The 19,387-nt window shown below is 74.6% G+C and carries 16 protein-coding genes; 9 read left to right on the top strand and 7 right to left on the bottom strand.

Annotated elements, in window-relative coordinates:
• Positions 1-180: 180 nt before the first annotated feature.
• The gene (locus ACGFYU_RS04715) at positions 181-1,281 is read left to right on the top strand and encodes a serine hydrolase domain-containing protein (protein WP_393825985.1); all 1,101 of its coding nucleotides are present in this window, start codon (positions 181-183) and stop codon (positions 1,279-1,281) included.
• On the opposite strand, the gene ACGFYU_RS04710 is transcribed toward ACGFYU_RS04715, so the two are convergent.
• Together ACGFYU_RS04710 and ACGFYU_RS04705 are read right to left on the bottom strand one after the other, a co-directional pair.
• Positions 1,263-2,891 carry an ATP-binding cassette domain-containing protein gene (locus ACGFYU_RS04710; protein ID WP_393825776.1) on the bottom strand — a complete coding sequence of 543 codons (1,629 nt, stop codon included), beginning with the start codon at positions 2,889-2,891 and terminating at the stop codon, positions 1,263-1,265. The genes ACGFYU_RS04715 and ACGFYU_RS04710 overlap by 19 nt on opposite strands.
• A gap of 118 nt (positions 2,892-3,009) precedes the next feature.
• Positions 3,010-3,801: a glutamate racemase gene (locus tag ACGFYU_RS04705; RefSeq protein WP_393825775.1), complete on the bottom strand. Its 792-nt coding sequence runs from the start codon at positions 3,799-3,801 to the stop codon at positions 3,010-3,012.
• A 504-nt stretch (positions 3,802-4,305) separates the two neighbouring features.
• On the opposite strand from ACGFYU_RS04705, the gene ACGFYU_RS04700 reads away from it, so the two are divergent.
• The 5 genes from ACGFYU_RS04700 (at position 4,306) to ACGFYU_RS04680 (ending at position 10,532) form a co-directional block, all read left to right on the top strand.
• Positions 4,306-5,484 carry a glycosyltransferase gene (locus ACGFYU_RS04700; protein WP_393825774.1) on the top strand — a complete coding sequence of 393 codons (1,179 nt, stop codon included), beginning with the start codon at positions 4,306-4,308 and terminating at the stop codon, positions 5,482-5,484.
• 246 nt (positions 5,485-5,730) lie between these two features.
• Entirely contained in the window at positions 5,731-6,240 is a 510-nt protein-coding gene (locus ACGFYU_RS04695) for a DUF6643 family protein (protein WP_393825773.1), read from the top strand.
• Positions 6,241-6,296: 56 nt separating this feature from the next.
• Positions 6,297-7,121 (top strand): MOSC domain-containing protein, encoded by an 825-nt coding sequence (locus ACGFYU_RS04690; RefSeq protein WP_393825772.1) that lies wholly within the window; start codon positions 6,297-6,299, stop codon positions 7,119-7,121.
• 266 nt (positions 7,122-7,387) lie between these two features.
• Positions 7,388-7,999 (top strand): hypothetical protein, encoded by a 612-nt coding sequence (locus tag ACGFYU_RS04685; protein ID WP_393825771.1) that lies wholly within the window; start codon positions 7,388-7,390, stop codon positions 7,997-7,999.
• A gap of 79 nt (positions 8,000-8,078) precedes the next feature.
• Entirely contained in the window at positions 8,079-10,532 is a 2,454-nt protein-coding gene (locus tag ACGFYU_RS04680) for a right-handed parallel beta-helix repeat-containing protein (protein WP_393825770.1), read from the top strand.
• On the opposite strand, the gene ACGFYU_RS04675 is transcribed toward ACGFYU_RS04680, so the two are convergent.
• Positions 10,483-12,954, bottom strand: a complete 2,472-nt coding sequence (locus tag ACGFYU_RS04675; protein WP_393825769.1) for a hypothetical protein — start codon at positions 12,952-12,954, stop codon at positions 10,483-10,485. The two genes, ACGFYU_RS04680 and ACGFYU_RS04675, sit on opposite strands and share 50 nt — an antisense overlap.
• Positions 12,955-13,020: 66 nt before the next feature.
• Between ACGFYU_RS04675 and ACGFYU_RS04670 the strand changes: the two genes are divergently transcribed.
• A complete protein-coding gene (locus ACGFYU_RS04670) occupies positions 13,021-13,515 on the top strand; it encodes an SRPBCC family protein (RefSeq protein ID WP_393825768.1) in 495 nt (164 codons plus the stop codon).
• A gap of 34 nt (positions 13,516-13,549) precedes the next feature.
• Here ACGFYU_RS04670 and ACGFYU_RS04665 read toward each other — a convergent pair whose 3' ends face one another.
• Entirely contained in the window at positions 13,550-14,395 is an 846-nt protein-coding gene (locus ACGFYU_RS04665; protein ID WP_393825767.1) for a hypothetical protein, read from the bottom strand.
• Between the two features lie 151 nt (positions 14,396-14,546).
• Positions 14,547-15,692, bottom strand: coding sequence for a PLP-dependent cysteine synthase family protein (locus ACGFYU_RS04660; RefSeq protein WP_393825766.1), 1,146 nt, complete (start codon positions 15,690-15,692; stop codon positions 14,547-14,549).
• Between the two features lie 198 nt (positions 15,693-15,890).
• On the opposite strand from ACGFYU_RS04660, the gene ACGFYU_RS04655 reads away from it, so the two are divergent.
• Positions 15,891-16,439, top strand: coding sequence for an ATP-binding protein (locus ACGFYU_RS04655; RefSeq protein ID WP_393825765.1), 549 nt, complete (start codon positions 15,891-15,893; stop codon positions 16,437-16,439).
• A gap of 122 nt (positions 16,440-16,561) precedes the next feature.
• Here the strand turns inward: ACGFYU_RS04655 and ACGFYU_RS04650 are convergent, their stop codons facing one another.
• Both ACGFYU_RS04650 and ACGFYU_RS04645 read right to left on the bottom strand, forming a co-directional pair.
• Entirely contained in the window at positions 16,562-17,860 is a 1,299-nt protein-coding gene (locus ACGFYU_RS04650) for an ROK family protein (protein WP_393825764.1), read from the bottom strand.
• Between the two features lie 43 nt (positions 17,861-17,903).
• On the bottom strand, positions 17,904-18,557 hold the full coding sequence (locus ACGFYU_RS04645) for an alpha-ketoglutarate-dependent dioxygenase AlkB family protein (RefSeq protein ID WP_393825763.1): 654 nt from the start codon (positions 18,555-18,557) through the stop codon (positions 17,904-17,906).
• A gap of 49 nt (positions 18,558-18,606) precedes the next feature.
• Between ACGFYU_RS04645 and ACGFYU_RS04640 the strand changes: the two genes are divergently transcribed.
• Positions 18,607-19,350 carry a maleylpyruvate isomerase family mycothiol-dependent enzyme gene (locus tag ACGFYU_RS04640; RefSeq protein ID WP_393825762.1) on the top strand — a complete coding sequence of 248 codons (744 nt, stop codon included), beginning with the start codon at positions 18,607-18,609 and terminating at the stop codon, positions 19,348-19,350.
• Positions 19,351-19,387: the final 37 nt, after the last annotated feature.

Below are 19,387 nucleotides of genomic sequence, written 5' to 3'. Positions count from 1 at the left end.
GCACTCGTTCCCGTCGCACTCATTGATCACGAAAGGACGGACGTCTTGAAGATCCGACTGGTGTTGCTCGGAAGCGTGGCCTCGCTGATCGCCTGTGCGGGCATCGTGGCGGCGGCTCCCGCGCCGGGCGGCGGCACGGCCCCGCCGGCCCGCGTCGATCCCGCGGAGCTGAAGTCCGCCATGGACGGTGTCCACCGCGCGGGGATACCGGGGGTGTACGCCGAGGTGCGCGATGCCGGCCGGACCTGGCGCGGCGCTTCCGGGGTCGCCGACGTCAGGACCGGCCGTCCCGTCACTCCCGACATGCGGCAGCGGGTCGGCAGCATCACCAAGACCTTCACGGCCGCCGCGGTCATGCAGCAGGTCGAGCAGGGCCGGATCCGGCTCGATGCGCCGATCGGCGACTACCTGCCGCAGCTGGTGCCGGGAGCGCGCGGCAGGAAGATCACGGTGCGGATGCTGCTCAACAACACCAGCGGCATCCCCGATTACATCCGCTACGCCTTCCCCTCCCTCCAAACGCCCTCGCCCGAGAGCCTGGACGACAACCGGTTCCGGCAGTTCCGCCCGGCCGAGCTGATCGAGCTGGGGCTCGACGCACCTCCCGCCGGCGAGCCCGGAGGCCCCACGGGGGTGTACTCGAACACCAACTACCTGCTCCTCGGACAGTTGTTGGAGCACGTGACCGGCACCCCGGCCGAGGACTACATCACCCGGAACGTGATCGAGCGTGCCGGCCTCCGGCACACCGGGTTCCCGACCGGGACGCACATCAAGGGACCGCACTCGCGGATGTACGAGGCCCTGTGGGGCGCGCTCGACCCGCCGCGCGACTACAGCGTCTACGACATGTCCTGGACCGGGACGGGGGCCGCTCTCGTATCGACCGTGGAGGACCTCAACCTCTTCTACGGCAGGCTTCTCGACGGCGCGATCGTCAGCCGGTCGTCGCTGGCGCAGATGCAGCGCACCGTCCCGGTCATCGCCCTGGACGGATCGACGATCCAGTACGGCCTCGGCCTGCACAAGGTCGACATCGAGGGTTGCGGCACCTTCTGGGGTCACGACGGCACCGTCTGGGGGGCCGGAACGATCTCCCTGACCCGGGCCGACGGCAAGCGCCAGATGTCCGTCGCGGTCAACCTGCAGAGGTGGAACCAGCCGGACTCCTCGGGGAGGCCGCAGCCCCACCCCATCGATGACGCGCTGAAGACGCTGTACGGGCAGGCGATGTGCGGCACCGGCACCGGCTCCGGCACCGGTCAGGCCGCCCGGCCGTAGCCGTCCGGGGCGATTTCGAGGCGGCGGCCGCGGAAGGCCGCGCGCAGCCGCCGGTCGTGGGTGACCAGCACCACGGTTCCGCCGAAATGGGCCAGGGCCGCCTCCAGTTCCTCCACCACGGCCGGGGCCAGGTGGTTCGTCGGCTCGTCGAGCAGGAGCAGGTCGAGCGGGCGTGCCAGCAGGCCGGCCAGCTCCAGCTTGCGGCGCCCGCCCGCCGAGAGGGCGCGGACGGGCCGGGTGAGGTCGTCCGGGGTGAGCAGGCCGTGGGCGGCGGCCCGTTCGGCGTACTCCGGCCCGAACACCTCGACGGCCGGACGCGGTTCCCGGGACCACTGGTCGTCCTGCCGGAGCAGGCCCACGCGCGGCGGTGTCCGTACGAGGCCTTGCTCGGGCTCCAGTTCACCGGCGAGCAGGTGCAACAGGGTGGACTTCCCCGCCCCGTTGGGCCCGCTCACCAGGAGCCGCTCCCCCGGTGCGAGCCGCACTGACAGGGGCGCGAGCCGTCCCGGCAGGGCCGCGTCGGCCACCCGGACGTCCCTCGGTTCGGCGGTGTTGGCGGTGGCGCCCTCGGTGAACCGGCCGGTGAAGACGAGCGGATGCGGGGGCGGCGGGACCGGGTTCTCGGTCAGCCGCCGCAACCGTTCGCGGGCGGTGCGGATCCGGCTCGCCGCACCGTGGGTCCGGGAGCGGGCCCGGAAGGCGCCGGCTCCGCTGAACCCGCGGGGCAGCTTCCGCGGGATCCCGTCGAACCGCCCGATGTTGGTCTCGGCGAGCCGCTCGGCGCTGCGGACCTCCTCGCGCCACTCCTCGTACTCCCGCTCCCAGCGGGCCCGTTCGGCGGCGCGGGCGGTCCGGAAGCCGGCGTAGCCGTTGCCGTAGCGGCGTACCGTGCGGCGGGACGCGTCCACCTCCAGGATGGTGGTCGTGACGCGGTCCAGGAAGAGCCGGTCGTGGGTGACGGCCACGACGGTGCCGCGGTGGGCGCGCAGGCGCTCCTCGAGCCAGGCGACGGCCTCGTCGTCGAGGTCGTTGGTGGGTTCGTCGAGCAGCAGCAGTTCCGGCCCGGCGGCGAGGGCCGCCGCGAGGGCGAGCCGGGAGCGCTGCCCGCCGGACAGGGCCGCGAGCCCGCGGTCCGGGTCGAGCGGGGTGCGCTCGCCCAGCCTGCGCAGGATGGTCGCGACACGCCGGTCGGCATCGCGGCCGCCGCGGGCCTCGTACGCGGCGAGGAGGTCCCCGTACGCGGCGAGCTCCTCGGGACCGGCCCGGTCCAGCAGGGATTCGGCGCGGCGGATGCGGTGCTCCAGGGCGCGCAGGTCGGCGAGGGCGAGGTCGATCGCGTCGCCGGCGCGGGCGGTGGGCGGGAGGTCGAGGGTCTGCGCGAGGTAGCCGATGCCTCCGGGCGCGGTGACGGTGACCTCGCCGCGGTCGGGCCGCTCGCGGCCGGCGAGGAGCCGGAGCAGGGTGGACTTGCCGGAGCCGTTGTCGCCGACGACACCGACCCGCTCGCCGGGCCGAACCGTGCAGCTGACGCGGTCCAGGACGACGTGGGTGTCGTAGCGCTTGGCGACGTCGGACAGGACGATCTGGGTGGAGGCGAGTGGAGCGCGCAAGGGCGGTTCCTTCCGACAGTAAAGAGAGACGATCCGTCTCGTCTCGCGACACCCACACAATAAACACCCTCTCCGACAGAACGCAAGACGTTCCGTCTCGTTGCGGGATCCGTGCCGGTCAGCCGACGGGCGCGCCCTGGGCCGCGAGCAGTCGGCCCTCGGCGTACGCGAGGGCGGCGGCGGGGAGAACGCCAGGGCGGCCACTGCGCAGGACGGTCAGGCCGCCGGTGGGGGGCAGGACCGGCTCGGGCCCGGTGCCGAGGCGGCGCAGCGCCTGGACGGCGACGGCCTCCGCGGAACCGTGGTAGACGGGTTCGGCTCCCTGGCTCCGCGCGGCGAGGGCGGCCCGGATGGCGGTGTCGACCAGCTCGTAGTGCGTGCAGCCGAGCACCACGTCGGTGACGTCGACCGGGGTCAGGGCGGCGGCCGCGGCGACGGTGGCGGCCACGGCGACGTCGTCGGCCGCCTCCACCGCGTCGGCGAGGCCGGGGCAGGGCACCTCGGTGACGCGGGCCCCGGCGGCGAACTCGCCGATCAGGCCGCGCTGGTAGGGGCTGCCGGTGGTGGCGGGCGTGGCCCAGATCGCCACGCGGCCGCCGGCGGCCGCGGCGGGCTTGATCGCCGGTACGGTACCGATGACCGGGATCCCGGGCTCCAGCTCGGCGCGGAGGGCCGGGAGGGCGTGCACGCTGGCGGTGTTGCAGGCGACGATCAGCGCGTCGGGCCGGTGCGCGGCGGCGGCCCGGGCGACCTCGAGCGCCCGCTCGGTGAGGTCGGCGGGGGTCCGCGGCCCCCAGGGCATCCCGTCGGGGTCGGAGGAGATGACGAGATCGGCGTCGGGCCGCAGCCGCCGCATCGCGGCGGCCGCCGCCAGCAGGCCGATTCCGGAGTCCATGAGCGCGATCTTCACCCGGCCACTTTAGTCGACACCCCCACCCACCACGAGGACCCGCGGCGGCGAGCAGAGCGGGCAGGCGGAAACCCAGCCCGCCGGCGCTTGAGGCACGGGGCACGGGACGGAGCCCCGGTCCTGCTCCCGCACCCGCGCACTCAGGCCAGCCCGACATGCAGGCGCGCCAGACGGGCCAGCGCCCGGGCACGGACAGGACCCGCCGAGGCAGCCGCGCCCGCCCGACCGGGCGGGCCGACACCAGCCCCGCGAGCACTTGAGGCACGGGGTAGGGGCGGAGCCCCGGTTCTGTACCCCACACCCGCGCACGCGGACGGGCCCGGCAGGCCGAAACCAGCCCCGCCGGCGCTTGAGACGCGGGGCACGGGGCGGAGCCCCGGTTCTGTGCCCGCACCCGCGCACTCCGGCGAGCCGGGCGGGCGCGGGCGCGGCCCGTCGTCGGGCGACGAGGCCCGGAAGGGTGGGATGCGCGACATGCCCCGCAGGGCCCGGCACACTGCCGCCATGGGCCTCCTCACCGCCGCCGCCGCGGCCTACGCCTCCCTCGCCGCCTGGCTCTGGCTCACCCTCGCCCATGGCATGTTCTGGCGCACCGACGTCCGCCTCCCCCCGCGCACCGCCCCCACCCGCTGGCCCTCCGTCGCGATCGTCGTCCCGGCCCGCGACGAGGCCGAGGTGCTGCCCCGCAGCCTGCCCTCCCTCATCGCCCAGGACTATCCCGGCGAAGCCGAGGTCATCCTGGTCGACGACGGCAGTACGGACGGCACCGCCGCCCTCGCCCTGCGCCTCGCCCGCGAGCACCCCGGACTCCCGCTCACCGTCACCTCCCCCGGCGACCCGGCCCCCGGCTGGACCGGCAAGCTCTGGGCCCTGCGCCACGGCATCGCGCTCGCCCGCACCGCGCACGCCACCGAGCCCGACTACCTCCTCCTCACCGACGCCGACATCGCGCACGAGCCCGACAGCCTCCGCGAACTGGTCGCCGCCGCCACCTCCGCCGGCCTCGACCTCGTCTCCCAGATGGCTCGCCTGCGCGCGGTCAGCCCCTGGGAACGGCTCGTCGTTCCCGCCTTCGTGTACTTCTTCGCCCAGCTCTACCCCTTCCGCCGGGTCAACCGCCCCGCCGCCCGCACCGCGGCCGCCGCCGGCGGCTGCGTCCTGCTGCGCACCGAGGCCGCCGTGCGCGCGGGGGTCCCCGACTCCATCCGCCAGGCCGTCATCGACGACGTGTCCCTCGCCCGCGCGGTCCAGCGTTCCGGCGGCCGGATCTGGCTCGGGCTGGCGGAGCGGGTGGACAGCGTGCGCCCGTACCCCTCCCTCGGCGACCTCTGGCGGATGATCTCGCGCAGCGCCTACGCCCAACTGCGCCACCAGCCCCTCCTGCTCGCCGGTACGGTCGCGGGCCTGGTGCTCGTCTACCTCGTGCCCCCGGCCGCCCTCCTGGCGGGGCTCGCGACCGGACGCCCCGCCCTCGCGTGGGCCGGCGGCCTCGCCTGGCTGCTGATGGCCGGCACCTACCTCCCGATGCTGCGCTACTACCGGCAGCCCGCCGCGCTCGCTCCGCTGCTTCCGCTCACGGCGCTGCTGTACCTCCTGATGACCGTCGACTCGGCCGTCCAGCACTACCGGGGCCGCGGGGCGGCGTGGAAGGGCCGTACCTATGCCCGCCCCAGCGACGCCTGAAACGGCGAACTGCCGCCCGAAACAGCGTCATCCGAGGTCACCGACGTGTGACGCTGCGTCAGCACGAAATCGGTGCACGGCACAACCGGTGAGTACGAGTAGGAACAAGCTGGGGTGGAAGTGGCGAATCGTGCACGTGAACGCCAAGTGAAAGCTGTGGCCCTGACCTGCGAATATGCAGGTCAGGGCGGTGTTCGGGACACCTCGCTATGGACCCGGTGAAGTCGTGGGCTTAACTTAGGTCCCATGACCTCCCCCCGCTCCACTTATGGCGGCGGTTACTACTCCGCGCCCTCCTTCCCGGACACCCCCATCTACGACTCCCTCGTCGCCGAACGGGGCACTCCGCAGATCGCCCCGATCCGCGTCCCGGCCGCCTACGACTCCCCGAGCGCCGGCTATTCGAGCGGTGGGTACCTGCCGGCCCTCGCCTCGGCGCTGCCCGCGCTGCCCGCGGCGATCCCGCAGCAGCAGAACGCCCCGGCGTACGGGTACCCGTACCCGCAGCAGGCCGCTCCGCAGCCGATGCCGCTGCAGCACGCGCCGGCCCCGTACATCCCGCAGCAGCAGCCGCTCGCGGCCCGCGCGGGATACATCCCGCAGCCCCAGCCGCAGCAGCCCCGCCCGGTCGCCGCGGCCACCGGGTACGAGGCCATGCGGCCGGCCGCGCCGCGCCCCATGGCGGCTCCCGCGCCGGTGCCGGCCGCCGCGTACGAGGACCCGTACGGCCGCCCCTACCAAGGGCGCGGCTACTGATCCGAGCGCGGATATCCGCTGGGGCGGAGGAGGGGGCGACTGGCAGGATTGCCCCCATGTCGAATCTGTATGTCCAGGAGCTCCACGTCCATCCCGTCAAATCGTTGTCGGGGACCGCTCCCGACGAGGCGGCCGTGGAGCCCTGGGGGCTGTCCGGGGACCGGCGGTGGGCGCTGGTGGACTCCGGGGGCACGGTCATCACCCAACGCCAGCAGCCGCGGCTGGCCTTGGCGGCGGCGCGCCCGCTGAGCGGCGGCCGGATCGCGGTGTCGGCGCCGGGCATGACGGAGCTGGTCGTCGAGGTGCCGGGGCCGGGTCAGCTGGAGCCGGTCGTCCTGTTCGGGAAGAAGATCGAGACCGTGGTCGCGGAGCGCGCCGCGGCCGACTGGTTCAGCGCGTACCTCGGAGTGCCGGCCCGGCTGGTGCACCTGGACGATCCTGCCGTACGACGGCCCGTGGACCCGGATTACGCGCTGCCGGGCGAGACGGTGAGCCTCGCCGACGCGTATCCGCTGCTGATCACCACCCTCGCCTCGCTGGACGCGCTCAACTCGCTGATCGCGCAGGGGGAGCATCCGCACGAGGGCCCGCTGCCGATGAACCGTTTCCGCCCCAATGTGGTGGTCTCCGGGGCCGAGGCCTGGGCCGAGGACGGCTGGCGGCGCATCGCGATCGGCGACGCCGTCTTCCGCGGGGTCCGGGAATGCGGGCGGTGCGTCATCACCACCACCGACCAGCGGACGGCGGAGCGGGGCAAGGAGCCGCTGGTGAGCCTCGCCGCGCACCGGCGGATCGGCAAGTCGCTGGCCTTCGGGCGGCAGCTGGTACCGGTGCGGACGGGCACGGTGCGCGTGGGCGACGAGGTCCGCGTCCTGGAATGACCGGACGACCGGACAACCGGACGACCGGAATGAGGCGTGTGGCCGCGATCGGCCGACCGGAATGACACCTTCGAGGGGCTCCGCGCCCGTGCTGGAACCAACCGCCACGACCAGGCCGTTGGATCAGTCAGGACAGGTGATCGCCCTGCCGGGCCGGCGGAGCCGGCTCGGGTGACACATGTCTCGTGCGTCCCGGAATGCGCGTCCCCGGGGCATGCGGGAGGCTTGGACGCGCAGGCATACGGAGGCAAAGGGGGTGCCGGACCGTGCGGACAGCATGGGGTGTGTGGCGTTGGCGGCGCAATCCGCTGCGCCGGCCGACCGATCTCTTCGAGGCGTGGGTGGCGTTCGCCGCGCTGGTGTGTGTCCTGCTGGTGGCTCCGGCCATCGGCTGGGTGGCGGGGCTGCAGGTGGACGGGCAGCTCCAGCGGGCCGCCGTGGAGCAGCGGCAGGAGCGGCACCTCGTTCCGGCGGTGGTGGTCCGGCAGGCCACCGAGTCGGCGGCGAGGGCTTCCGCCGATCCCTCGGCGCAGCAGAGCGCCCCGTACCGGACCCGGATCGTGGCCTCGTGGACCGCGCCCGACGGCAGCAGCCACGAGGGCACGGTGCCGGCCGCGGAGGAACCGCCGCGCGCCGGCGACCGGTTCCGGATATGGACCGACGCGCACGGCCGACTGGTGGGACAGCCGCTCGACCCGTCCTCGGCCGCGTTCCACGCGGGGGTGGCGGGCCTGGCCGCGGCGATCGCGGCGGCCGCACTGGTGGAAACGGTCCGCAGGCTGGTCGTACGAAGGCTCATGCATCGGCGGTACATACGGCTGGACCGCGCCTGGGCGGCGGCCGGGCCGGACTGGGGCCGGGCGGGCGCGGGCAGTTGACCTGGCGGCTCGTCGGCGTCCCGCGCGCTACGGTGGGGCATCGGCAGCGCGAAGACGAGGGTGGGGGCACGACAGCACCATGGCTCAGGGCACGGTCCAGGTGACGCACGGCGGGGCCTCGCGGTGGCGGCGCCGCTCCGGTGAGTATCCGACGCTGACCGCCGCACTGGCCGTCGCGGGCGACGGGGACGTGCTGTCCATCTCCCCCGGCACCTACCGGGAGAACCTGGTGCTGCACCACGCCGTCACCCTGCGCGGGCCCGAGGGCGGGCTGGGATCGGTGCGCATCGCCCCGCCCGACGGGGTCGCGCTGACGCTGCGCGCCTCCGCCGTGGTCCAGGACCTGCACCTGGAGGGCCAGGACCGGGCGGCTCCCGCGCTGCTCGTCGAGGACGGCTCCCCCGAGCTCACCGACCTGCGGGTGAGCACCCGGTCGGCGGCCGGCATCGAGGTGCGCGGCAGCGGCGCCCGGCCGCTGGTGCGGCGGTGCACCGTGGAGAATCCGACGGGGGTCGGCATCGCCGTCCTGGACGGCGGTGGCGGGGTGTTCGAGGAGTGCGAGGTCGTCGCCGCCGGGCAGACCGGGATCTCGGTGCGCTCGGGCGGCCGCCCGCGGCTGGAGCGCTGCCGGATCCACCACTCCGCGGGCGCGGGCATCGGGGTCACCGGCGAGGGTTCGGGCCTGGAGGCGCTGGGCTGCGAGGTGTACGAGATCAAGGGCACCGGGGTCCAGATCGCGGCGCGCGCCGCGGCCCGGCTCACGGACTGCGCGGTGCACCGCACCACGGCCGACGGGGTCACCCTCGACACCGACGCCGTGCTCACGCTGGCCGGCTGCGACATCCACGACATCCCGGAGAACGCGGTCGACCTGCGGTCCCGTTCGGTCCTCACGCTGAGCCGCACCGCGGTGCGCCGCTTCGGCCGCAACGGCCTGTCGATCTGGGACCCGGGGACGCGGGTCGACGCCGAGGCCTGCGAGATCCACGACAGTACGGGCGACTATCCGGCGGTGTGGGTCAGCGACGGGGCCACGGCCTCGCTGGAGAACTGCCGGGTGCACGACGTGCCGGACGCGCTGTTCGTCCTGGACCGGGGTTCGCGCGTCGACGTCGTCGACAGCGATCTGTCCCAGGTGCGCAACACGGCGGTCTCGGTGAGCGACGGGGCCACCGCGCAGCTCGACGACTGCCGGATCCGGGAGGCGGCGACCGGGGCCTGGTTCCGGGACCACGGCAGCGGCGGCACCCTCGCCAACTGCACCATCGACGCCGTGCAGACCGGGGTGATCGTCACCAAGGGCGCCGACCCGGTCCTGGAGCGGTGTACGGTCACCTCCCCCGCCGAGGCCGGGTTCTACGTGTCGGCGGGGGGCCGGGGCACCTTCACGGCCTGCCGGGTGACGGGCAGTTCCGGCTTCGGCTTCCACGTCATGGACGGCTGCCGCACCACCCTGGCGCGCTGTCACACCGAGCGCTGTGCGCGCGGGGGGTACGAGTTCGCCGAGGACGGGCCGGTCGCCGAGGACTGCACCGGCGACGAGTCCGGCTCGCGGGCGGCGGCCCGGGCGGCGCCGGGTGTCGCGTTCGCCGGGGCTCAGGCGGGAATCCGTACGGTCACGGCGGACCGGGACCCGGCGGCGCAGCAGGCCTCCCCGGTGCCGGCGGACCGGCCCGCCGACGTGCCGGACGCGGGCGCCGCGACCGCGGCCGGACGGGGCTCCGGCGAGGTGCTGGGCCAGCTCGACGCGCTCGTCGGCCTGGACAGCGTCAAGCGCGAGGTGCGCGCGCTCACCGACATGATCGAGGTGGGCCGGCGGCGGCGGCAGGCGGGCCTCAAGGCGGCCTCGGTGCGCCGGCACCTGGTCTTCACCGGCTCCCCCGGCACCGGCAAGACCACGGTCGCCCGGCTCTACGGGGAGGTCCTCGCCTCCCTCGGGGTGCTGGAGCGCGGCCACCTGGTGGAGGTGTCCCGCGTGGACCTGGTCGGCGAGCACATCGGATCCACGGCGATCCGTACGCAGGAGGCCTTCGAACGGGCGCGCGGCGGGGTGCTGTTCATCGACGAGGCGTACGCGCTGGCGCCGGAGGACTCGGGCCGGGACTTCGGGCGGGAGGCCATCGACACCCTGGTGAAGCTGATGGAGGACCACCGGGACGCGGTGGTGGTGATCGTCGCCGGGTACACGGCGGAGATGGACCGCTTCCTGACCGTCAACCCGGGTGTGGCCTCGCGGTTCTCACGGACCATCACCTTCCACGACTACGGGCCCGAGGAGCTGCTGCGGATCGTGGAACAGCAGGCGGAGGAGCACGAGTACCGGCTCGGCGAGGGGACGGCCGGCGCCCTGCTGGCGTACTTCACCGAGCTGCCGAAGGGGCCCGCCTTCGGCAACGGCCGCACCGCGCGCCAGACCTTCGAGTCGATGGTCGAGCGGCACGCGGGGCGGGTGGCGCAGCTGTCGGAGCCGAGTACGGACGAGCTCACCCTGCTGTTCCCGGCGGATCTCCCGGCGCAGCCGGCTCCTTGCTGAGCCGCTGCGGCGGCACCCGCCCCGGACCGGCCGCGCCCAACCGGGCGAGCAGGGCGTCGCGTTCGGCGGCGAAGGCCGGATCGGCCTGGTAGTCGGAGTGGCCGAGGATCGGCGCGGGCAGCGGGTGGCGGTCGCTGCGCCCGTAGGCGATCGGGTCGGCGAGCGGGCCGCGGTCCACGCCCTCGGCGGTGCCGGGCAGGACGGGGCCGCCGATGGGGTCGGTGGCCCGCCACAGGTTGCGCCAGCAGTCGACCTCCCCGTGCAGGGCGGTGAGCGGGCCGGGGCCGAAGTAGGCGGGGAACCAGCGCCCGTAGAGGCGGCCGAGCGGGGAGCCGTAGGTGAGCAGGGCGACCCGGCGGCGGGCGGGCGGCGGCAGCTGCCAGACGGCCGCCGCGGCGAGCACGCTGCCCTGGGAGTGGCCGGAGATCACCAGGCGGCCGCCGGTCCGGCCGGTCCAGCCGGTCATCCGCCAGGTCAGGTCGGGGACGGCGCGCTCGGCGTAGCAGGGCGGCGCGAAGGGGTGGGCGGCGCGCGGCCAGAAGGTGCCGACGTCCCACAGGATGCCGATGGTGCGGCGGGCGGCGGGATCCCGGTAGGCGCGGCGGCCCCAGGTGACGAAGAGGACGAAGCCGAAGCCGATGAGCCAGGACCCGGTGTCCTGGGCGGCGCGGGCGGCGGCCTCCAGCAGCGGGCGGCTCCCGCGGGCCGCCTCGCCCGGGACCTGCCCGCTGAGCCAGGCTCCGGCGAGCGCGCCCGCGCCGAGCAGCAGGGTGATCCCGGAGCAGGCCGCCACGAACCACGGCGCGGAGTCGGTGAGCGCGGCGGCGGCGCGGGCCCCGGCGATCCGGCGGCTGCGGGCCCCGTCGGGAACCTCTCCCGGGTACTCGGCGGCGACCCCGGCGGCCAGCCGGCGCCTGGCCCGGGCCCCGCGCACGGCGAACCAGGCGGCGAGCAGGGCCAGTACGAGGAGCAGCGGGGGCAGCACGGCGGCCTGCCAGGACAGCAGCACGGGCGGCCCGGGCAGCGGTGTGCCGGCCATCCCGGGGGTGCCTGCGCCGTCCAGCCAGTCGGCGACGCGCTGGGCGACCCCGCCCGACATCACCCCGCCGAGCGCGCAGCCGAGCATGGCGACGGCGGGCCCGCCGAGGCCGCGCAGGGCGGCGCCGGGGTCGGGGGCCCGCCGGTGCAGGTACCGGGCGACGGCGGCGAGGGCCAGCACGCAGCCGCCCTGGCCCAGCATGAGCACGCCGAAGGCGAAGTCCCCGGGGAGCCGCCCGGCGGAGGTCCAGCCGGGCCGCGACCAGCAGGCGTGGAGGAGGACGGCGGCCAGCAGGACGAGGGCGGCGCCGGGCAGCAGGGTGACGGCGGCCCGGTCGAGCCGGTGGTCGGCCCGGGCCTCGGTGCGGCCGCGCCGGCAGACGACCCAGGCCACGGTCAGCGCCCCGGCCCCGAGCAGCACCTCCAGGGCCCAGCCGAGGGCTTCGAGTACGGGGGCGTCGGCGCGGCGGTCGTGCCGGAAGGTGGGGGCGGCGACGGCCACGGCCACCGTGATCAGCCCGGCGGCGGTGTGCGCGGCCCGCAGCCGGGCCACGAGCCTGCGCCCGTACCAGAATCCGGGGCGGCCGAGCGCGGGCGCAGTGTCCGAGGCGGTGTCCGGGTCGGGGGCGCCGGCGGGCGGCGGCTGGGATTCGTAGGCGCTCCACGTGCGGTTCGACAGGAACCAGAGCAGCCCCGTCAGCGCGGCGGGGACCAGGGCCCCGAGGGCGAGCCGGCGCCCCGGCTGGGCCCACCAGCCGCCGTCCGCGAGGAAGCCGAGCCAGGAGCGGTGGGCGGTGCAGGTGGCGGATCCCGCACACTGCCAGGCGAACAGGTCGAGGGCGACCTCGCAGGCGGCCGCGATCAGCAGCACGGTCAGGCTGAGCGCGAGGATCCGTACGAGGACCCCGTACGTGCGCACCGCGCGCGGCGCCGGATCGGCGGCGGCCGCGGCCGGCCGGGCCCAGTGGGCGAGGTTGGCCACCATGAAGGGCAGGAGCAGCAGCCATAACGCGCGGGCGCCGTTGCCGGAGGTGAGCCGGGACCAGCAGTAGGCCTCGGGGACGGGCCGCCCGGCGTACCGCTCGGGGTGGGCTTCGGCGTCGGCGTCCTCGGTGCGGCGGAACACGGCGGCGGTGGAGTCCCCGGTGACGCGCACGGTCCGCGGATCGCCGAGCAGCTCGGCGGGGGCGGCGCCGGCGACTCCGTGGACCAGCAGCTCGAGGTCGAGGGGCGGGTTCGGCGGTGCGGGGGTCTGGGGGGTCTGCGGCACGGCGGGCTCCGCTCGCGGGGCGTGATCGGCGCGGCTCCAGCATGCCGCGCGGCGGGGGCCCGTGGCCAGGGGCCCGCGCCCGCCGGCTGCGGAAATCCGCTCCGGAGCGGACATCTGACGGACCACCAGCTAGGGTGACCGGCGCAACCCTCGACGCCGCACGTCTCAGGAGGTACCGCCATGGCTCGCCGACTCCGACCGGTGGGGCTGGACTTCATCGAGGACGCGCCGGTGAGGCTGGCCTTCACCGCGGTGGCCGGCGCACCACCGGAGGCGGTGTACCAGGCGCTGGCCGAGGAGGTCGAGGGCTGGCCGCGCTGGTTCCGGGCGGTCACCCTGGCCCGCCCCACGCACGGCGGCGCGGGGCGGGAGATCGGGCTGATGGGCGGGGTGCGCTTCCAGGAGACCATCATGGCGGCGGATCCGGAGCGGCGTTACGCGTACCGGGTGGACGAGACCAACACCCCCGGGGTCCGGGCCCTGCTGGAGGAGTGGCGGCTGACACCGGCTGGTCCGGGCACGGAGGTCCGGTGGACCTTCGCCGCGGACGGGTCGACCCCCTTCCGCCTGGCCCTGACGGCCTTCCGCCCGGCCCTGGGCCACTCCTTCCGCACGGCGGTCCGCACCCTGGACACCCGCCTCGCAGAACGCCGCGCCTCCGGCCAGGGGCAGTAGCGCCCACGGCCGGCGGCGGACGTGGGCGACCGCGTCAGCCCTGGCCCCCGTTGGCTCCCTTGACCTCCGCGGTGATGTCCACCGTATCCGCCGCCGGCGGGACGGCGATCTCCTTGGTGGCGCCGAAGGACAGGAACTCCATCGAGATGGACGAGGTCCCGAAGGCCTGGTTCACGCGGGCCGGCATGCCCTTGTCGTCCACCCAGACGTCCGCCACCACTTCACTGCCGGCGCCCAACGCCTGGAACGCGGCCGCGGAGTTCTTGTCCATCTTGTCCATCGGGATGGTGGCCTTGTAGTGCACTGTCTGCTTGCCGTTCACGTCCTCCTTGCCGACCTTGTCGACGCCCTTCGCGTACTTGAGCATCTTCAGGCCGGCCGTGGGGTCGTTGTTGGTGTTGTTCGCGGCAGCCGCGCCCTTGTCCCCGAGGACCGCCGAGGCATCCAGCTTCAGCCAGGTCTTTCCCTTCAACGGGCCGGACTCCGCCGGATCCACCTGGTAGTAGTACGCGCCCTGGAGGAACCGGTAGGTAACCGTTCCGTCCTTGACCAGGTCCTCCATCTGCACGTCCTTGGCCGGTATCTCGGCCTCCATCGCCACGCCATTGCCCCACGAGTAGACGCCGGTCATCACCGTGGGCTTGCCTCCCGTGTCGGGCGAGGTCACGGTCATCTTGACCTCGGCCGATCCCGCCTTGGAGGCCGCGTCGGAGGCGCTGGTGAGGGCCGCCACCATCGCCTCGGCCGTGTCGGCGGCCTGCTTGCCCGCCTCCGCACCCGCCCGGGCACCCGCCTGGGTGCCCGCCACCGAACAGCCCACGACACCCGTGGACATGACCAGAACCGCCGCCGCGCTCGCGACGGACTTCGCTGCCTTCATCTTCCCCACCCCTGTGATCTTCGGATTCGCCGGAAGAATCTACAGGGAAGGAGGTCGAGGAACCCTCGTCTTTTCGGTGAGGGCGGTATCCGGTCGGGCCGCGGGCACGCCACCACCCGGGCCGCCCCCGCCCCGCACCGGCGACGCTCCGTCAGGCGGACGGCTCGCGCCACACCCCCGTCGTCAGCAGCGTCTCCAGGGTCTTCGCGTACGGGGCGATGTCCAGGCCCTGCTCCGCCAGCCAGTCGTCGGAGTAGTACTTGTCGAGGTAGCGCTCGCCCGGGTCGCAGAGCAGGGTGACGACGCTGCCCGTACGGCCCTCGGCGACCATCTCCGAGACGATCTTCAGGGCGCTCCACAGGCCCGTGCCCGTCGAGCCGCCCGCCTTGCGGCCGATGGCCTGCTCCAGGGCCCGGCAGGCGGCGACGCTCGCCGCGTCCGGGACCTTCATCATCCGGTCGATGGCGCCCGGCACGAAGCTCGGCTCCATGCGCGGCCGCCCGATGCCCTCGATGCGCGAGCCGCAATCGCTGCTCGCGTCCGGGTCGTTGCGCGTCCAGCCGTCGAAGAAGCAGGAGTTCTCCGGGTCCGGCACGCAGATGCGGGTGTCGTGCTGCATGTAGTGCACGTAGCGCGCGATGGTCGCGGAGGTGCCGCCGGTGCCGGCGGTCGCGACGATCCAGGTGGGCTCGGGGAAACGTTCCAGCTTCAGCTGCTGGTACATCGATTCCGCGATGTTGTTGTTGCCGCGCCAGTCGGTGGCCCGCTCCGCGTACGTGAACTGGTCCATGTAGTGGCCGCCGGTGCGCGCCGCGAGCTGCGCCGACTCCTCGTACATCTTCATCGAGTCGTCCACGAAGTGGCATTCGCCGCCGTGGAATTCGATGAGGCGGCACTTCTCCGGGCTGGTCGTGCGCGGCATGACGGCGATGAACGGGACGCCGATCAGCTTGGCGAAGTAGGCCTCGGAGACGGCGGTCGAGCCGGAGGAGGCCTCGATGACCGGGCGGCCGGGGCGGATCCAGCCGTTGCAGAGGGCGTAGAGGAAGAGCGAGCGCGCGAGGCGGTGCTTGAGGGAGCCCGTGGGGTGCGTGGACTCGTCCTTGAGGTAGAGGTCGATGCCCCAGGCCTCGGGGAGCGGGAAGCGCAGCAGGTGCGTGTCCGCCGAGCGGTTGGCGTCGGCCTGGACCTTGCGGACGGCCTCCTTCAGCCAGGCGCGGTAGTCCGCGTCGCTGCGGTCGACGTCGATGGTCGTGGCCGTCGTCCCGCTGGTACCGCTGGTGCCGGTGGTGCTCATGCGCCCTGCTCCTTCGTGCGTGTATTCGCCCCCTGCTTTCGCAATGTACCTCCCCCACCTGCGCAAACAGTCGCTTTGGGTTTCCATGCGCATCGCTTTCGATCGCGTTCGGTTGCACTGTGGCGCACCGTGGGTGACCCTGGTGGAGCATTACTGAGGGTGCAGCACCCGTAACACTCATGTCGGGGAGTCGCAGCCGTGATCAGTCATTCCCGCAGGCACTGCGTGGTCGAACTGCAGGCCTTGCCGTGCCGGATCGGACAGATCCGAAGGATCGTTTCCGCGCAACTGCGCCACTGGCAGCTCGATCCGCTCATAGACCGGGCTGCGCTCGGGGTGACGGAACTGCTGAGCAACGTCCACCTCCACGCGCAGCCGGACAAAACCTGCACCGTCGAGATCGAACTCCGCCTCGGGCGGCTCACGGTCTCGGTCATCGACAGCGATCCGAGGCTGCCGGTGCTGATGGCGCCGCAGGCGGACTCGCTGGAGACCAGCGGGCGCGGGCTCGCGCTCGTGGAGGCGCTCAGCGAGGCGTGGGGCGCGCGCCATCAGGCCGACGGACCGGGCAAGGTGGTGTGGTTCTCGCTCACGGCGGCCCCGGCACCGGCGGCTCCGCAGGGACCGGTACGGATCGGTTCGAAGCCTGTACGAGAACCCGCCCGGTCGGCACTCGTCGCCGTGGACCCCGGCGCCGTCGCGACAGGCCTGTCGGTGGCCGCCTCGGTCGGCGCCAGGCCCGGCTGACCAAGCCCACCGCACCCCCCGGACGCCGCACGCAGGGCCGGCCGGAACCCCCGGAGGCCGATCGGCCCGGTCCGGGCCGGGAGCCCGGCCGCGCCCGACCCGCGCCCGGTCCGGGCCCCGGCCTAGGCCAGCGTGCCCAGCGGGTCGTCCAGGACCGGCTGCCAGGCCAGCTCCGCCGCGCCGACCAGGCTGTTGTGGTCCAGGGTGCACGGCAGGATCGGCACGCCCCCGCTGCGCCCCCACAGGCTGCGGTCCGCGACCACCGCGCGCAGCCGTTCCGGGTCCGCGTACAGCAGCTCCCGGTGCAGTCCGCCGAGGATGATCCGGTCCGGGTTCAGGATGTTCACGAGGCCCGCGAGGCCGAGCCCGAGCCGGTCGATCAGCTCCTCGGTCGCCGCACGTACCGCCGGCTCCGCGTACTCGGTGCTCAGCAGGTCGCGCGCCTGCTGGAGCAGGGACACCTCGGGGCCGGGCGTGCGGCCCGCCGCGGTGAGGAAGGCCAGCGGGTCCGCCTCCACGTCCAGGCAGCCGCGGCCGCCGCAGTGGCAGGGCCGCCCCTCCGGGTTCACGGTGAGGTGGCCGACCTCCAGCGCCAGGCCCGAACTCCCGCTGTGCAGGCGGCCGTCGAGCACCAGGGCGCCGCCCACGCCGCGGTGCCCGGTGGCCACGCACAGCAGGTGCTGCGCGCTGCGGCCCGCGCCGTGCCGGTGCTCGGCCAGCGCCGCGAGGTTCACGTCGTTCCCGGTCAGGGCCGGGCCGTCGATCCCGGCCGCCTTCACGCACTGCTCGAAGACCGCCCGTACGGGAGAACCGGGCGGCCAGGCCAGGTGCAGCGGGTTCAGCGCCGTGCCCTCCGGCTCGGCGACCGCCGACGGCACCGCGAGCCCCGCCCCGATGCAGCGGCGGCCGGTTTCCGCGAGCAGCGCGGCCCCGGCGTCCACCACCGCGCCGAGCACCTGCGCCGGGTCGGCGGACACGGTGATCTTGCCGGGGGCGGTGGCCACGATCCGCCCGCCGAGGCCGACCAGGGCGGCCCGGAAACCGTCCGGGTGCACCTGCGCGGCGAGCGCCACGGGGCCGTTCTCGTCGATCGAGAGCCGGTGCGAGGGGCGGCCCTGGGTACCGCCGGCGCCACGGCCCTGCGTACCGCCCGCGCCGCCGGGCCGGGAGTCGACCCGGATCAGCCCGAGCGCCTCCAGCTCGGCCGCGACGGCTCCGGCGGTGGCGCGGGTGACGCCGAGCTCCGCCGTCAGGACGGCCCGGGTCGGGGCGCGGCCGGTGTGGACGAGCTCCAGCGCCGGGCCGAGCGCGCCGCGGCCCCGTTCCAGCTTGGTCCTCGCGGATGCGGAACCCGTGGAAGCAGAAGCAGTGGACACCGTGGTCACATCCCCCACCCGCGGCGGGGCCCCGTTGCCGTTCATGCACCCGATCCTCGCATGATCGGGGGGTGCCGGGTGCCGCCCGCTACCCGAGGCCGCCGACCCGGAGCGTGATGTTCAGCCGGCCGGTCAGCCCGAGCCCTCGCGGGCCCGTGCCCGGCAGGACCTTCGGCACCCCGTGGTAGGCCAGTCGGCTCGAATCCCCGAAGACGAACAGATCCCCGCTGCGCAGCTCCACGTCCCGGTACGGGCGGCCGCGCGAGGCGGTGTTCCCGAAGCGGAAGACGCAGCCGTCCCCCAGGCTGAGGGAGACGACCGGTGCCCCGGACTTCTCCTCGGCGTCGCGGTGCATGCCCATGCGGGAGTCGCCGCCGTAGAAGTTGATCAGGGCGATGTCGTACTCCACCCCGGGCTCCGGGGGCTCTCCATAGGCCGCGCCGACCGCCTCCCGCCCCAGCTCGGCGAGCCAACGCGGCATCGGCTTGACCGGGGCCCCGTCCCCGTCGACGACGGTGCGGGCGTATCCGTACGGGTACCAGTGCAGCCCGAGGCACACCTGCCGGGCGGTCATCGTGCCGCCGCCCGGGGTGTGGACGGTGCGCAGCCCGGCGGGCGGGCGGGCCCATGCGCGGCAGGCGGCCAGCAACTCGCGCTGCCTGGCGTCGCCGAGCCAGTCGGGCACGTGCACGGCGCCGGGGGCGATGACGGTCCGCTCGCGCGGGAAGAGTTCCCCGTTCATCGGTCCATTGTCCGACCCGCGGCCGGGGGACGGCTGGCAGAATCCCGACATGGAGATCTTGGATTTCGTGAAGACGCTCGAACGGGACGGGCAGCTGCTCGCCGACCTGGCCGAACGGGCCGGTACGGACACCCCCGTGCCCACCTGTCCGCCGTGGCGGGTCACCGACCTGCTGCGGCACACCGGCTCGGTGCACCGCTGGGCGGCCGGGTACGTCGGGGAGGGCCTGTTGGAGCCGGAGCCGTTCCCGGACGCGCCGGAGCTGGCCGGGGCGGAGCTGCTCGCCTGGTTCCGGGAGGGGCACGCGGAGCTGGTCCGCACCCTTTCCGAGGCCCCGGCCGAGGTGCAGTGCTGGACGTTCCTGCCGACCGCCGCGCCCTCGCCGCTGGCGTTCTGGGCGCGCCGGCAGGCCCATGAGACGGCCGTGCACCGGATGGACGCGGAGGCGGCGCTCGGCGTCGCGTACTCGGCGGTGGAGCCCGGGTTCGCGGAGGACGGGGTGGACGAGCTGCTGACGGGCTTCCACGCGCGGCCGCGCAGCCGGGTGCGGACCCCGGAGCCGCGGGTGCTGCGGGTGCGGGCCGCCGACACGGGCGCGGTGTGGACCGTCCACCTGTCGTCGGAGCCGGCCCGGACGGTGCGGGGTGCCACGGACGATCCGGTCGACTGCGAGCTGTCGGGTGAGGCGGCCTGGCTGTACGCGGCGCTGTGGAACCGGCTCCCGCTGGCGGGTCCCGGGGTGACGGGCGATCCGGCGCTGGCCCGGCTGTGGAGCGAGACGGCCGGGATCTGAACCCGGGTTCAGGCCCTCGGGCCCTCTTGTGACGGAC

The organism is Streptomyces sp. NPDC048337 (genome assembly GCF_043201175.1).
Lineage (GTDB): Bacteria > Actinomycetota > Actinomycetes > Streptomycetales > Streptomycetaceae > Streptomyces.
This window is presented reverse-complemented; position numbering and strand designations above follow the sequence as displayed.